The sequence below is a fragment of the Alkaliphilus flagellatus genome, assembly GCF_018919215.1.
In the GTDB taxonomy this organism is placed as follows: domain Bacteria; phylum Bacillota; class Clostridia; order Peptostreptococcales; family Natronincolaceae; genus Alkaliphilus_B; species Alkaliphilus_B flagellatus.
In genome coordinates, this window is sequence record NZ_JAHLQK010000003.1 from 468,956 (window position 1) to 482,940 (window position 13,985).

Genomic DNA, 13,985 nt, shown 5'->3' on the forward strand with positions numbered 1-13,985 from the left:
AGATTAGAGAGGTTTATTTAGAAAACACGGGGGAAATGAGGTTATGTTATATGGATCGAATGCCTATAAATGTAGTTGTTTTTGGTTCTATACCAGAAGCAATATTGGTAATTTCTTTAGGTCTTATATTAATAGGAATGCGTCCCCCATTTAGAAAAATAGTTTTAGCAGCAATTATTCAAGGAGTAGCGGCTTATTATATTCGAAGAAATGTAGGGTTTGGTCTGCATATATTGCTTCAGTATATTACTATGTGTATATTAGTATGGTTAATAATTAGAACGCCTATTTACTTATCTTTATTAGGAGTTTTAATAGGTGTTACCATAACTGGCTTGATAGAAGGGACTATGGTTCTTATTATTCCTAAGCTTATAGGAGTATCAGTGGCAGAAATAATGTCAAGGAGTTGGTTAAGAGTTGCGTTATTTTTACCACATCTTTGTATACTATCTATATTAGTCTATCTGTGTTTGAAGCATAATTTTACATTAGAAGACGAAATAGGAATATTAAGAATAAATAAAAGGCAAGATTAGAAAAATAGTCTGGTTCTATCCCACTTAATTTTAAAATTCTCGTTAAAAGTTTTAAGTGCCTAAAAGTATTAAGAGAACTATTGCATTATATACTGAATATGTATATAATAAAAGTGTAGAATTAATTTAATAAAAAATTCTTCAGGGCAGGGTGAAATTCCCGACCGACGGTAAAGTCCGTGAGTCGATGCAAATCGATTGAACTGGTGAAATTCCAGTACCGACAGTAGAGTCTGGATGGGAGAAGAATTAAAGAGGTTATTTTTGTATGCTTATGCCCTGGAAGTATTCCAGGGCATTTTTTAGTTTCCTCTTTTATGGTTTCTCCTCTAATTATTTATTTAATATAAGGAGGAAAAATTATGCAAAAAACAACAAACACAATGAGTAGAAGTAGATCAAAGCTTACAACAAACAGTTTAGTAAAAATATCAGTATTATCGGTATTATCATATATTTTAATGATGATTGAATTTCCATTACCACTGTTCCCATCATTTTTACAGTTTGACTTCAGTGACATACCTGCACTTTTAGGTGCCTTTACCTTAGGACCTGTAGCTGGTGTACTTGTTCAGCTTGTAAAAGCATTATTACATTTTTTAACAAAGAGTCAAACTGGTGGAGTGGGTGAATTAGCTAACTTTTTAGTAGGTATTTCTTATATAGTACCAGCAGCACTTATATATCACAGAAAAAAAGATAGAAATCATGCTCTAATCGGCTTGATTGCTGGTACAATAATGATGACCGTAGTAGGTGTAATAGTAAATCTATATATTACACTTCCATTCTACTCTGCATTTATGCCAATGGATACAATTGTAAATCTTGGAACAGTTGTTAATAGCAAGATTGTAGATGTAACCACATTAGTTTTATATGGTATATCACCTTTTAATATACTTAAGGGAGCAATTATCGCTTTTGTAACATTACTAATTTACAAAAAGGTATCTCCTATATTAAAAAATAATTAACTAAAAATAAGATTAGAAGAGTCTCAATTTGGAGGCTCTTTTTAATTTTATAAATAGGTGATATAAACGCAACAAAGTGGTAGAGTTGAATACAAAAATAAAAAATGTTAGAATAAAAATTAGAATTCGTCATATTTAGACAATATAAAGAAAACTTGATTCAAATGAAATTTTAGCAATACACCGAAGATATATTACTAGTGGCTTCATAACTGTAGGTACTGTATAAATAATATTCTTAGATAGGAGAATAATCTATGATTCAAGACCATAGTAATCTTGGTTTAAGAAAGATACAAATATATAAAATCCTTGTTTCTGTGATTTTAGGTCTCATTGGTTTTATTGGAACATTCTATTCCAGCAGATTTGATTTCAATGGATTTTCCATAAATTTTACATGGAGCCTTATTTTACCTATGCTAGTTACCCTTGCATGGGGCATGGGATATGGAATGGTCAGTATTACTTTAGGGCTGATTGTGCTATATCCTTTTTTTCTAGGAAGTTATAACGGATGGGCATCAATAGTTCCAACCATTTCATTATGTTTATGGATAATAATACACGGTTATGGTGGACAAAAAAGATTAGAAGAACATAAATTTTATCATAATATTTATTTTCTACAATTTATTTATATAATTATTAGAATGGCTATTTATACAGTTCTTTTTCCTATTTTAGTTAGGTTTAATCCACCTTTTTGGAATCCGGAAGCATATACAAAAGTGAACATTGACATAATATTACTGTTTGCTATTAAAGGAATTATTGTAGAGTCAATATTGTTAGCCTTATGTGATGCTTTATTACTATTACCATTTGTGAGAAAGGTATTTAGATTAGAGTGTTCAAATGGAGCAAGACATAACACTAGAATTATGTCGGCACTGGTAGCCTTTGGTCTGACCTTCACACTTATAGTTTCATCAGTTCATAGCTTTATAATTGATAAAAATCATCTATTTCAATGGATTATAGAACCCGATGAAAAGACTAGAATTACTTTTCTATTGGCAACTATATTATTTTCTATAATGGGTGGAATTACAGTTCGTTATGTTCAGAGGGTACTTGAGACCCAGGAAGCATTAAAAATTAGAGAGGGACAATATAAACGAGCAATTGAAGAAATTCAGATCCTCAATAATGAACTGGAACAGCGTGTCACCGATAGAACAGCAGAACTTCAAAGAGCAGTTTTAGAACTAGAGGAATTTTCATATACAATTTCCCATGATCTCAAATCTCCTCTTAGAGCCATTGATGGGTATAGTAAATTTATTATAGAGGATTATGGCAATGAGCTAGAGAATGAAGTAGGTGAAATGATAGGTAATATACAGGAAATTTGTAGGGATATGATTGAATTGATTAATAAGCTTTTAGAGTATTCCATTACTTCAAAGGCTAATCTTTGTAAAGAACCAATTCAAGTTAAACAAATTATTACAACGGTTTTTCGTGAATTTAAAGTAGGTAATCCAGAAAGAAAAATGGAACTAGTTTTTGAAGATGATCTCCCAACACTTAATATAGATAAAGTGCTTTTCAAGCAGGCTATTTCCAATATTATCTCCAATGCAATTAAGTTCTCTAGGGACAGAGAGATAACAAAAATTGTAGTAGGTTGTAGTGCATCAGAGAAGGAATATATTTTTTATATTAAGGATAATGGAGTTGGATTTGATATGAAGTTTTCAAATAAACTCTTTGGTATCTTTCAAAGACTGCATAGACGCCAAGATTTCGAAGGAGCTGGAATTGGACTGGCTACTATAAAAAAGATTCTTCAAAAACATGGTGGTAGTGTTTGGATAGAGGGTGTATTAAATGAAGGTGCCACAGTATATTTTACGCTACCTTCAGAAATAGATGCAGAAAATGAGGGGTAAAAATGTTTAAGGTTATGGTTGTAGATGACATGGAAGTTATGCGAAGACAAATAAAAAGACTGCCATTATGGGGAGAGGGCACAGGGTTTAGTATTGTCGATGAAGCGGAAGATGGCCAGGAAGCCCTTTACAAACTTCAAAGACAACCTGTAGATTTGCTTATCACTGACATAAAGATGCCAAGGATAAATGGAATCGAACTGTTAAAGGAGGCCCATGAAAATCAATTAGCTACTTGTGTTGTTTTCTTAAGTGAACACAGCGAGTTTAACTTTGCAAAGGAAGCTATTCAATATGGTATATTTGACTATCTTGTAAAGCCTGTTAAGGCCGAGGAACTAAAAACCTTGTTGCAAAAGGTAAAGAATTACATTGAAGAAAGAGAACAAGCACAGATTCAGCTAAAAAAGCTAGAGGATAAACTAATGGAGAAGATAGAGGTATATTACCCTACTAGTTATTTAAATTCCATTGTTCAATATGTTTGTGAGGGGAATAAAGAAGCTATAAAAACTATAGGGGCTATGGTGGATGATACTGCTGCCGCACTGGGACATGATATAGTGAAGACAGCTATAGTGCTAGAAAAAGCTTATAATGAAATTTTGATTGGTGTTAAAGACAAACATGGATGGATAGAGGAATTTGTAGATATAAATTTTTTTGCAGATACAAACTTAACACATTACAGTGATATTGATTCTATTAAGAAAAAGCTGATAGAAATGTTAGAAGCTATAATATCGATTATTACCAAATTCATATTATATAGTGGCAAAAGCCCTTTAATAAAGGAAATATGTATTTATGTCATGGGAAATGTGGAAAATAATATTAGTATAACCACAATCTCCGAGGCTTTATTTCTTACAAAAAACCATATTGGTGATATTTTTAAGCAGGAAACGGGTATGACAGTGGGAGAATATATTACTATGGTAAAAATAGAAAGGGCCAAACAGCTGGTTGCTGAAGGAACTTTTAAAAGTTATGAGATTGCTGAAAAACTAGGTTACAGTAATGTAGAATATTTTGCAAAGTTGTTTAAAAAGAATACGGGATTAACTCCTATGGAATTTAAACATGAATTAAAAAAAACAGATATAAGCTAAATAATCTTATTATTAATCCGTATTTTGTAAGGGTATAATCCTTAATTATTACATTCATTTTTAAGAGCCATTTTTATATGATAGTTATATAACAAACATGCCTTTATTTTGGCATCTAAGATTAGTAATAGAGGAGAGATGTTTAAATGGCAATGAATAAAGCAAAAATGATTAAGGGTTTGGTTATTGCAGGTTTAGTAATTACTGTTGTAGGATGTTCTCCAAAGGAGGCTAATAATACTCCAGAAGAAAAACCAGCTGCTGAATCACAAAAACCAGGGGATGAAGCAAAAGAAGCAGGAATTAAAGTGATAGACCTTGATTGGAGTGCACAGCCTAAGCTTGGTGTAACAAAAGGTGATTATTACAGAATTGAAGAGCGTTTTAGACAAGGGCATCTTGGTATTTTAGAGGTTGTAAAAAGTGGAGATGAAATAGTTCATGTTGAGTTTAATGAGATGACTCGTCCTAACTATTACCATCGTTACTTCCAAGACGTTCCAAAACGTATGTCAGAATATAATTTTGATATGGGAGAGAAAAAAGGTGCTGCCTGGATACAAAGTGTTGTTCAGGTAGAAAAACAAATGCTTGAAGAACAAAGAATTACAGGAGAATTTGACGTAGTTTCAGGAGCTTCCAATAGTATAAAGCAAGCTATGATTCCAATGGCAGAAAAATTGGCACCATCCTTAGATAAGGCATCGAATGAGAAGTACTATAGTATTGCCGAAGAGCTTGATGGAGGTCTAACAGGAAGTTTAAAGGTTGTACTACGTGATAAGAAAATTGTTTCCGTTGAGTATGATGAAATTTTTGCAGACTCCCCAGATGAAATTACAGATAAAAATTTAAAACAATATTATAGACAATCAAAATATGATAGTGTTGAATATGAAGAACCTTCTCGTATTGGATTCAACGTTCAAATGGATGCCTTAAATGATAAAGTTGTAGAAACACAAGACCTACTTGATTTAACTGGCTTACCTTCAACTGAACAAACAGGAGATTATGCTAAAAGTGGATTTACTGTACGTAATACAGCTTGGGACAATTATCTTCGTCTTGCTGAAAAACTGCTAACAGAGATGAAAAACGATGGTAATTTTTAATAAAAGTATTGAATTAAGAGAGCCCCAATAGGAGCTCTCTTTTTATGTAATAATACTATTTATTTTTACCTTTCCCATTTCCAGGATGACTTTCTTTTACTGGATGGGCTTTCTTATCAGTTTTTTCATTAGAAGATTTGTTATTCTTATCATTTTTTACTTGTTTTACTTCTTTTACTTCTTTTACTTCTTTTTCTTCGCTTATTTTAACATCTTTTTCTGTACTCTTATCAGTCTTTTTAGTAGCTTTCATTTGTTCTTGTACTTCTTTTCTAGCTTTCTTTATTTCTTCTTTAGCTAGTTTATCTTCAGCTTTTACCTTGGCTTTTTCTTCTTTAAATTCTTTATGAATATTATTTTTTAATTCTTTATGCCAATTTTCATTTTCCTTCACAAAGTCCACTAGTTTAACTATTTCTTCATGATTAGCAACTTTCATTTCTAATGCAGTAATAGAGTTCATTATTTGTTGCTTTTCTTCCTCTGTTAAATTTTCATTTTTAAGCTGTTCCTTTAGGTTAGAAAGCTCTTTTTGGATTTCTTCCATGTTAATTTCTGGTATAAGTTTATCTAGGTCTTCGTTCATTTTAACCATACGTTCAACTATTTTAAGCTGCATTGTTTTCATATTTTTTTCTATAGCAGGTTTTGCTTGAGCTGGTACTCTATCATATACTAATTGATATTTTAAAAGTTTACGATATAGATCTTCTAAAACAATTTCATTATCTTCGTCATCTTCTTTATCATCATCATCTTCTTTATCATCATCTTCTTCTTTGTCTTCATCCTCATGTTCATCTTCACCAGATTCTTCTACTTCATCTTCATCAACTTCTTCTTCTAATTCAGATAAAATATCTTCTATTAATTCCAATAACTCTTCTTCAAATTCCTTATCTTCAACATCGAGTATAATTTGGCCATCCGCTTTATCAATAATTTCATCCAACACCTCTATTATAACCGTAGGTGTGGTTGGGTTTTCTACAGAGATCTCTGATTGTATTGCTTGTTTTTGAGTTTCACTCGGTAGCTTTACACCATTATTAGCGAAAATAAAGCTTGAAGAAGTAACTACTAAAGTCCCCCCTAAAATAATACTTAATGCTTTTTTCATTTTCATTTGTTTTGCCCTCCTCAATATAAATTATATTCTATTGTTACATATTACCTATATACTATTCGGCAAAGAAATTAATTTTCGGTATCTAAAAGGAAATTGTAAACAATATATGCCTTACCAAATAAATTGTGCTAAAATAGAGTAGATGAAGTTACTATCATTATGAATGTAATTATTAAAGCTTGGAAAACTAAGTAGTACAAGCTATATATAAGGAAAATAATAGTAAGTAGGTGTAATTATGATATGTATTGATATATCAAATCAAAGAGAATTAGAGGTATTCGCTAAAAAATTAGGTCAATTAGTTCATGGTGGAGATATTCTTTGTATGACTGGAGACCTAGGTGCGGGAAAAACTACTTTTACACAAGCCTTTGCAAAGGGATTAGGTGTGGAGGAATATGTAACTAGCCCAACCTTTACATTGATTCATGAATATGATGGACGGATTCCACTTTACCATTTCGATGTATATCGTATTAACCATGTAAGTGAGATGGAAGATTTGGGATATGAAGAATATTTTTATGGTAATGGAGTTTGTGTAATAGAATGGGCCTCTTTAATAGAGGAGATTCTTCCAGATAAGCGACTATGGATTGAAATTAAAGTAACAGGTTTAGAATCTCGACAGATCTGCTTTACTAGTACCAATGATTATTATGAGGAAATGATTAAGGAGTTGTTAGCTAAATGAAACTATTAGCCTTAGATACATCATCAATGACAGCTACAGTTGCACTATTAGACGATGATAAATTAATTGGGGAATATACCTTAAATCACAAGAAAAATCATTCTCAGAAGCTTATGCCTATGATAGAGGAGTTAATTAATAGCTGTGATCTCACTCCAAAGGACATTGATGTATTTGCAGTGTCATTAGGACCAGGCTCATTTACGGGACTTAGGATAGGTATTGCTACTATAACCACTATGGCTCAAGCACTGAATAAAATCGTGGTAGGAGTACCTACACTAGAGGCATTAGCTTTCAATTTGTTTAATACTCAGGGACTAGTTTGTCCTATTATAGATGCTCAAAGAGATCTAGTATATACAGGGCTTTATCAATGGATAGATGGTCATATGATAGAAGTAATAGAACAACAGGTGTTACATATAGATGAACTGATATACAGACTTAAGGAAGAAGAGGAGAAAATTATTTTTGTTGGGGATGCCTTAGAAAAATTTCATGATATTTTAAAACATAATTTGAGAGAACAGTTTAATGTTCCGCCGAGAAGATTTTTAATACCTTCTGCTTCCTCTGTTGGAGAAGCTGCCAAAGTTAAAATTCAAAATGGACTTGTTTCAGATATGACTCCTATATATATGAGGAAATCTGCGGCAGAGGTTCAATATGAAGAAAGAATGAAAGGCAGGGAATAATTCTTTATGGAGTCAATCATTGTAAGGAAAATGGAATTGGGGGATATTGATTCTGTATTAGATATTGAAGAAAATTCCTTTTCAATCCCTTGGACGAGAAATGCTTTTGTAACGGAACTCAAAAAAAATAAGCTAGCTAAATACCTTGTAGCAGAAGTAGATGGTGATGTGGCAGCCTATGGAGGCATGTGGTTAGTAGTTGACGAAGCCCACATTACTAATATTGCTGTTCATCCCAGATACCGGGGGAGGGGCGTAGGTAAAAAAATTGTAGAAGGCTTAATAGGAGAAGGGCAGAAAATTAATATTTATAGGATGACCTTAGAAGTAAGGCGCTCTAACTTAACAGCACAAGGACTTTATAAAAAGCTGGGATTTATCCCTTGTGGCATTAGGCCAGGCTATTATCAGGATAATTATGAGGACGCTCTTATTATGTGGAAAGATTTAGTATAAATAAAAAATCGATAGAAGAAATTTCTTCTATCGATCTTTTTCATATGTTTCCTGTGCTTCTTGAGCTCCCTTTTCTATAGCTAATATAGCTAGGTGTGTATCGTCTATAGCTGATAACATACCATCAGGCATTACATTAGCCTCTCCTAAACGTTGAGAAAAAGATTTCTTAACATTATCATAATGAGTATGTCTATCCATATAGATCACTCCTTATAGGATTTTAAAAAGAAGATCTATAATAGTATTTGCAAAAAAACTAAAAACTACTATTATTTAAATGAACAATTTCTATAATTAGGATATAATATCAATAGGTAAAAAATAAAGGAGAATAAAAGATGTCAATAAACTTTAAAGAAGATATAATTACGTTGGCAATAGAATCAAGCTGCGACGAAACCTCTGTAAGCGTTTTGAAAAATGGAAGAGAAGTTTTATCTAATATTATTAATTCTCAAATTGAGCAACATAAAAAATTTGGAGGTGTAGTTCCAGAGGTTGCATCGAGAAAGCATATTGAAAATATTAATGGGGTAATTAGTGAAGCCTTGGAAAAAGCTGAGGTTTCATTTAGTGATATAACCCATGTTGGAGTTACATATGGTCCTGGGTTGGTAGGTGCTTTATTAGTTGGATTATCTGCAGCTAAAGCTATAGCCTTTGCTAGAGAAATTCCACTAAACGGTGTTAATCATATTGAAGGTCATGTTTATGCTAACTTTATTGAGCATAAGGAATTGGAACCGCCTTTCATTTGTTTAATTGTTTCTGGTGGGCATACTCATTTAGTTTATATGAAGGACTATGGACAATACGAGGTCTTAGGTAAGACTAGAGATGATGCAGCAGGAGAAGCTTTTGATAAAGTGGCACGTGCTTTAGGACTAGGTTATCCTGGAGGACCTCAAATAGACAAGCTTGCTAAGGAAGGAAATTCAGATGCTATTCAATTCCCTAAGGCATATTTAGAAGAAGGAAGCTATGACTTTAGTTTTAGTGGATTAAAGTCAGCGGTGCTAAACTATTTAAATTCTCAAAAAATGAAGGGATTGGATATTCAAGTGGCTGATGTTGCTGCCAGTTTTCAAAAATCTGTAGTTGAAATATTAACAGAGAAAACTATTAAATGTGCATTAGAAAAGGGAGTAAATCGTGTTGTGCTTGCAGGCGGAGTAGCAGCAAATAGTGGACTAAGAAGCTATTTACAAGGAGAATGTGGAAAAAACAATATAGATTTAAAATATCCTTCTCTAACTCTCTGCACTGATAATGCAGCTATGATAGGTTGCGTTGCTTACTATGATTATGTAAGAGGATTACGATCAAATTTAGATTTAAATGCTATACCAAGTTTAAAAATAGGAGACCATTACTAGCGTTCCATAAAGTGCCAGTGTTGCATAACATTGTCCATATAATCCTAAAAAGTGCTATGATATAATCAAAATAGCATTAATTATTTTTTAAGGGGGACTAATATATATGGAAATGTTGTCTTGGATGAGAAAGGTTGATATGACAATGGATAAGCTTGATCTATTGAATATTATTGACCATATGCACGAAGTAATAGATGCTTTTATAGCTGAGAGTAAGGAAAAAGACAATGTTATTAAGGAATTAAGAGACAAATTAGAAACAAATCTCTTATAGTACATATTATAGACACGATTACATATGCGTTAAAAAAGCATCCATACTTTAAAAATAGGGATGTTTTTTTAGTTAAGCGCGGTAGCACCAGAAGACTTTTATTCACATATAAAAAGCACGAAAAATGTGGATAATGTGTAAGACATATGAACAATACTAATATACACAAAAATATTGTGGATAATCCTGTGGATTCTGTGGATTACTTGTGGATAAATGTGGACAGACTTTTTCTATTGTAAATATATGCTCAGTGTAGCTGAAATATTCCATATAATAAGGACGATTTTTTTAACACGTAGAAATTACTGTGTAAAAATCGTCCTTAAATATAATTACATGTCAATAATATCTTCCCATTGGGAGTATAGAAGCTCGAGCCTTTCCTTTAATTGCTGAGTTTCTTGATGTACTTCTTTGCTTTTTTCCTCATTAGAATAGATTTCTTCTTGGCACATTAATTCTTCTAATTCCTTTATTTTTTCTTCTAACTCTGAAATTTCTGCTTCAAGTTTTTTTTGAGTTTTAGCTATGGCTCTTAAGTTTTCTCTTTCTTCTCTTTCTTTTCTCTTTTCTTCTTTTAACTGTGTTTTTGTTTTTTCTTCCTTTGCTTCAGGTTCATTCATTGATAACTTTTCTTTTTTCTTTTGAATATAGTAGTCATAATTACCAAGATAGGTTTCATTACCATTTGGACTAAGTTCTATAATTTTAGTAGCCACCCTATTTAAAAAATAACGATCATGGGAGATAACAAATACTGTACCATCGTAATTTATCAATGCTTCCTCTAAAACTTCTTTAGAGTCAATATCTAAGTGGTTAGTTGGTTCATCTAATAGTAATAAATTAGATCTAGATAAAATAAGCTTAAGCAGAGAAAGTCTCCCCTTTTCACCACCACTTAAGGATTCTACCATTTTAAAAACATCATCACCTTTAAAAAGAAAGGATCCAAGAAGTGTTCGTACTTCTGTTTGGTTTAAATTAATATGGTCGTCCCAAATTTCATCTAAGGTGGTTTTATTGTAGTTGAGATTTTTTTGTTCTTGATCATAATAACCAGTAAAAACATTGTGACCTAAACGTATATTTCCACTATTAGCCTTAACCTCATCTAATATTATTTTAAATAATGTAGATTTACCTATTCCATTAGGACCAATTAAGGCAACCTTTTCTCCTTTATATATATCAAAGGCAACATTTTCAAATAACATATTGTTATTAAAACTTTTGCTAACATTCTGTAAAGATAAAACATCGTTACCACTTTTTACTTGAGCTTCAAAACGAATAAACGCTTTATTTCTATATACTATAGGAGCCTCCATTTGCTCTATCTTCTCTAATTGTTTTTCGCGACTTTTTGCCCTATTCATTAGCTTTTCTGTTCCGTGCTGCCTAAGTCTTCTAACTATATCTTTTTGTCTATCCAGCTCTTTTTGTTGTTCTATATACTCTTTTATTTGTTGCTCTATTAAGATTCTTTTCTTTTCCATAAATATTGAAAAATTACCATTGTAGCTAGTTAGGCTATGATTTTCAATTTCAAAAATTCTATTAACCATTTGATCCAGAAAATAACGATCATGAGATATCATTAATATAGTTCCATCATAATCTCTTAAAAAACCTTCAAGCCACTCAACGGCTTCAATATCTAAGTGGTTTGTAGGCTCGTCCAATAATAGAAGATCAGGATGAGTTAGCAAAAGCTTTGCTAAGGCTACACGTGTTTTTTGGCCGCCACTTAATTGATATATAGGCTGCTCAAATTCTTCATCTAAAAATCCTAATCCCTTTAACACACCCTTTATTTCACTACGAAAGCCATATCCATTTTTTTCATTAAATTCTTCTAGTAAAATGGAATATTTGTGCATAGCTTCATCTAGGTAATGTGATTGTTCTTCATTATTACTCAAGTTAGCGATGTCTATTTCTAAACTGCGCAGATTTTGCTCCATATCGATTAAATGTTGAAATATACTTAGACATTCTTCCATAATGCTAGAATTTTCATTTAATATGGTATTTTGTTCTAGATGACCAATTGTAGTAGATTTAGAAATAAATAATTCCCCTGTATCATAAGACAGCTGGTTGGTTAAAATCTTAAAAAGGGTAGATTTACCGGCGCCATTAACTCCTACAAGACCGACTTTCTCACCTTTATTTATACTAAAGCTAATATTATTTAGAATTACGTCTATACCAAAGGATTTGCATATATTGTTACAAGATAAGACAATCATAGATTTTTCCTCCTAAAATTACATTCAACGTATGTTCATTTTAACAAAAAAAACAACTTATTTAAAGCAATAGATGACAACATTATATCAAAGACACATTGACACTGGAAAAAAAGACTGTTATAATTTTAGAATTAAAGGCTTATTATATTTATAAATAGCTTAAAATTAATATTTATAGTTTTTAAAGTCTATTAAATGGGTACATTAATCAATGATAATTTGTTTATTAAATGTCATAATAATGTTATCTACTTTATTTAATAAGCATAATTTGAGCGTGAAGATGCAATTATATTGAATGTATTATAAATAAAATATTTAATAATGGGAGTCGATGAATGTGAATAATAAAAGTTTTGCCAATATTTCCATGGCAGTAATTAGAAGATTACCGAAATACCATAGGTATTTAAAAGAATTATTAGACAAAGAAATTTACCGTATCTCATCAAAAGAGCTAAGCAGATTAATTGGTTTTACTGCATCTCAAATTCGTCAAGATTTAAATTGCTTTGGTGGTTTTGGCCAACAGGGGTATGGATATAATGTTGAAGAATTATATAATGAAATTGGTAAAATATTAGGTTTAGATAAAACCTATAAATTAATTATTATCGGAGCTGGTAATTTAGGTCAGGCAATTGCTAACTATACTAGCTTTGAAAAGTCTGGTTTTGAGCTATTAGCACTGTTTGATATAAATCCTAAATTGATAGGAATGAAAATTAGAGATATTCCATTTCGTGATGTAGATGAATTAGAACAGTTTACTTTAGATAATCATGTGGATATTGCTGTTGTTTGTACACCAAAAGAATTTGCCCAAGGTATAGTAGATAAGCTTAATGAAAAAAATGTTAAAGGAATTTGGAACTTTGCACCTACAGACCTAAAGGTACCAAAAGATATTATAGTAGAGAATGTACATCTTAGTGAAAGTTTATTTACATTGTCATACCTATTGAATGAAAGAGAAATAGAAAATAATAAACAAGAGTGATTCTATGAGAAATTATTATGCCCAAATACATGAATATTTGGAAAAATTAATTAGCAATATTATTGTATTAGATAAAAAAGGCATTAACACCAATGGATTCTATCTGTCTATTACTGATCTTTTAATCTTAAAATTACTAGGACATGGAGAAGGTAAGAAGATGTTTGAAGTAATGGATATAATAAATGTAGATCGTAATGCTTTCAAGACAATAATTAATCGATTGATTATTCAAGACTATGTAGTTAAGAGTAGAAGTAACGATGATAAAAGAGCATATTTTTTACAATTAACGGATAAGGGTAGAAGAGTATTTGAAGAAATTACAGATAAGGAGAAACAGATGATTTTCTCTTTACTTAATGATTTTACATTTAATGAAGAAAAGGCTATATTAAAGTTTCTTGTAAAATTAGAAATGCTAAATAGAGAAAAAAAGTAGGA

The 13,985-nt window shown here is 31.5% G+C and carries 15 protein-coding genes and 1 riboswitch; of the genes, 12 read left to right on the forward strand and 3 right to left on the reverse strand.

What is annotated here, in order from left to right:
• Window positions 1-50 precede the first annotated feature (50 nt).
• From KQI88_RS09795 to KQI88_RS09815, 5 genes are all read left to right on the forward strand, one after another.
• Window positions 51-539 carry a hypothetical protein gene (locus KQI88_RS09795; RefSeq protein WP_216416814.1) on the forward strand — a complete coding sequence of 163 codons (489 nt, stop codon included), beginning with the start codon at window positions 51-53 and terminating at the stop codon, window positions 537-539.
• 133 nt (window positions 540-672) lie between these two features.
• Window positions 673-792, forward strand: a riboswitch (FMN riboswitch).
• A 109-nt stretch (window positions 793-901) separates the two neighbouring features.
• Window positions 902-1,519, forward strand: coding sequence for an ECF transporter S component (locus tag KQI88_RS09800; protein WP_216416817.1), 618 nt, complete (start codon window positions 902-904; stop codon window positions 1,517-1,519).
• 257 nt (window positions 1,520-1,776) lie between these two features.
• Entirely contained in the window at window positions 1,777-3,417 is a 1,641-nt protein-coding gene (locus tag KQI88_RS09805; protein WP_216416819.1) for a sensor histidine kinase, read from the forward strand.
• 2 nt (window positions 3,418-3,419) lie between these two features.
• The gene (locus KQI88_RS09810) at window positions 3,420-4,529 is read left to right on the forward strand and encodes a response regulator transcription factor (RefSeq protein ID WP_216416821.1); all 1,110 of its coding nucleotides are present in this window, start codon (window positions 3,420-3,422) and stop codon (window positions 4,527-4,529) included.
• A gap of 146 nt (window positions 4,530-4,675) precedes the next feature.
• Window positions 4,676-5,644 (forward strand): FMN-binding protein, encoded by a 969-nt coding sequence (locus tag KQI88_RS09815; RefSeq protein ID WP_216416823.1) that lies wholly within the window; start codon window positions 4,676-4,678, stop codon window positions 5,642-5,644.
• A 55-nt stretch (window positions 5,645-5,699) separates the two neighbouring features.
• On the opposite strand, the gene KQI88_RS09820 is transcribed toward KQI88_RS09815, so the two are convergent.
• Entirely contained in the window at window positions 5,700-6,770 is a 1,071-nt protein-coding gene (locus KQI88_RS09820) for a hypothetical protein (protein WP_216416824.1), read from the reverse strand.
• Window positions 6,771-7,011: 241 nt separating this feature from the next.
• On the opposite strand from KQI88_RS09820, the gene tsaE reads away from it, so the two are divergent.
• The 3 genes from tsaE to rimI are packed head-to-tail and all read left to right on the forward strand — an operon-like array spanning window position 7,012 to window position 8,624.
• Window positions 7,012-7,470 (forward strand): tRNA (adenosine(37)-N6)-threonylcarbamoyltransferase complex ATPase subunit type 1 TsaE, encoded by a 459-nt coding sequence (gene tsaE, locus KQI88_RS09825; RefSeq protein WP_216416825.1) that lies wholly within the window; start codon window positions 7,012-7,014, stop codon window positions 7,468-7,470.
• On the forward strand, window positions 7,467-8,168 hold the full coding sequence (tsaB, locus tag KQI88_RS09830) for a tRNA (adenosine(37)-N6)-threonylcarbamoyltransferase complex dimerization subunit type 1 TsaB (protein WP_216416826.1): 702 nt from the start codon (window positions 7,467-7,469) through the stop codon (window positions 8,166-8,168). The genes tsaE and tsaB overlap by 4 nt, the downstream gene beginning before the upstream one ends.
• A gap of 6 nt (window positions 8,169-8,174) precedes the next feature.
• Window positions 8,175-8,624 (forward strand): ribosomal protein S18-alanine N-acetyltransferase, encoded by a 450-nt coding sequence (gene rimI / locus KQI88_RS09835; RefSeq protein ID WP_216416827.1) that lies wholly within the window; start codon window positions 8,175-8,177, stop codon window positions 8,622-8,624.
• A gap of 27 nt (window positions 8,625-8,651) precedes the next feature.
• Here rimI and KQI88_RS09840 read toward each other — a convergent pair whose 3' ends face one another.
• Window positions 8,652-8,825 carry a hypothetical protein gene (locus KQI88_RS09840; RefSeq protein WP_216416828.1) on the reverse strand — a complete coding sequence of 58 codons (174 nt, stop codon included), beginning with the start codon at window positions 8,823-8,825 and terminating at the stop codon, window positions 8,652-8,654.
• A gap of 140 nt (window positions 8,826-8,965) precedes the next feature.
• On the opposite strand from KQI88_RS09840, the gene tsaD reads away from it, so the two are divergent.
• Both tsaD and KQI88_RS09850 read left to right on the forward strand, forming a co-directional pair.
• The gene (gene tsaD / locus KQI88_RS09845) at window positions 8,966-10,003 is read left to right on the forward strand and encodes a tRNA (adenosine(37)-N6)-threonylcarbamoyltransferase complex transferase subunit TsaD (RefSeq protein WP_216416829.1); all 1,038 of its coding nucleotides are present in this window, start codon (window positions 8,966-8,968) and stop codon (window positions 10,001-10,003) included.
• Window positions 10,004-10,109: 106 nt separating this feature from the next.
• Entirely contained in the window at window positions 10,110-10,280 is a 171-nt protein-coding gene (locus KQI88_RS09850; protein ID WP_216416831.1) for a hypothetical protein, read from the forward strand.
• 335 nt (window positions 10,281-10,615) lie between these two features.
• Here the strand turns inward: KQI88_RS09850 and KQI88_RS09855 are convergent, their stop codons facing one another.
• Entirely contained in the window at window positions 10,616-12,538 is a 1,923-nt protein-coding gene (locus KQI88_RS09855) for an ABC-F family ATP-binding cassette domain-containing protein (protein ID WP_216416833.1), read from the reverse strand.
• Window positions 12,539-12,881: 343 nt separating this feature from the next.
• On the opposite strand from KQI88_RS09855, the gene KQI88_RS09860 reads away from it, so the two are divergent.
• Complete coding sequence (locus tag KQI88_RS09860) at window positions 12,882-13,541, forward strand: redox-sensing transcriptional repressor Rex (protein ID WP_330656171.1); 660 nt, start codon at window positions 12,882-12,884, stop codon at window positions 13,539-13,541.
• A gap of 4 nt (window positions 13,542-13,545) precedes the next feature.
• On the forward strand, window positions 13,546-13,983 hold the full coding sequence (locus KQI88_RS09865) for a MarR family winged helix-turn-helix transcriptional regulator (protein WP_216416837.1): 438 nt from the start codon (window positions 13,546-13,548) through the stop codon (window positions 13,981-13,983).
• Window positions 13,984-13,985: the final 2 nt, after the last annotated feature.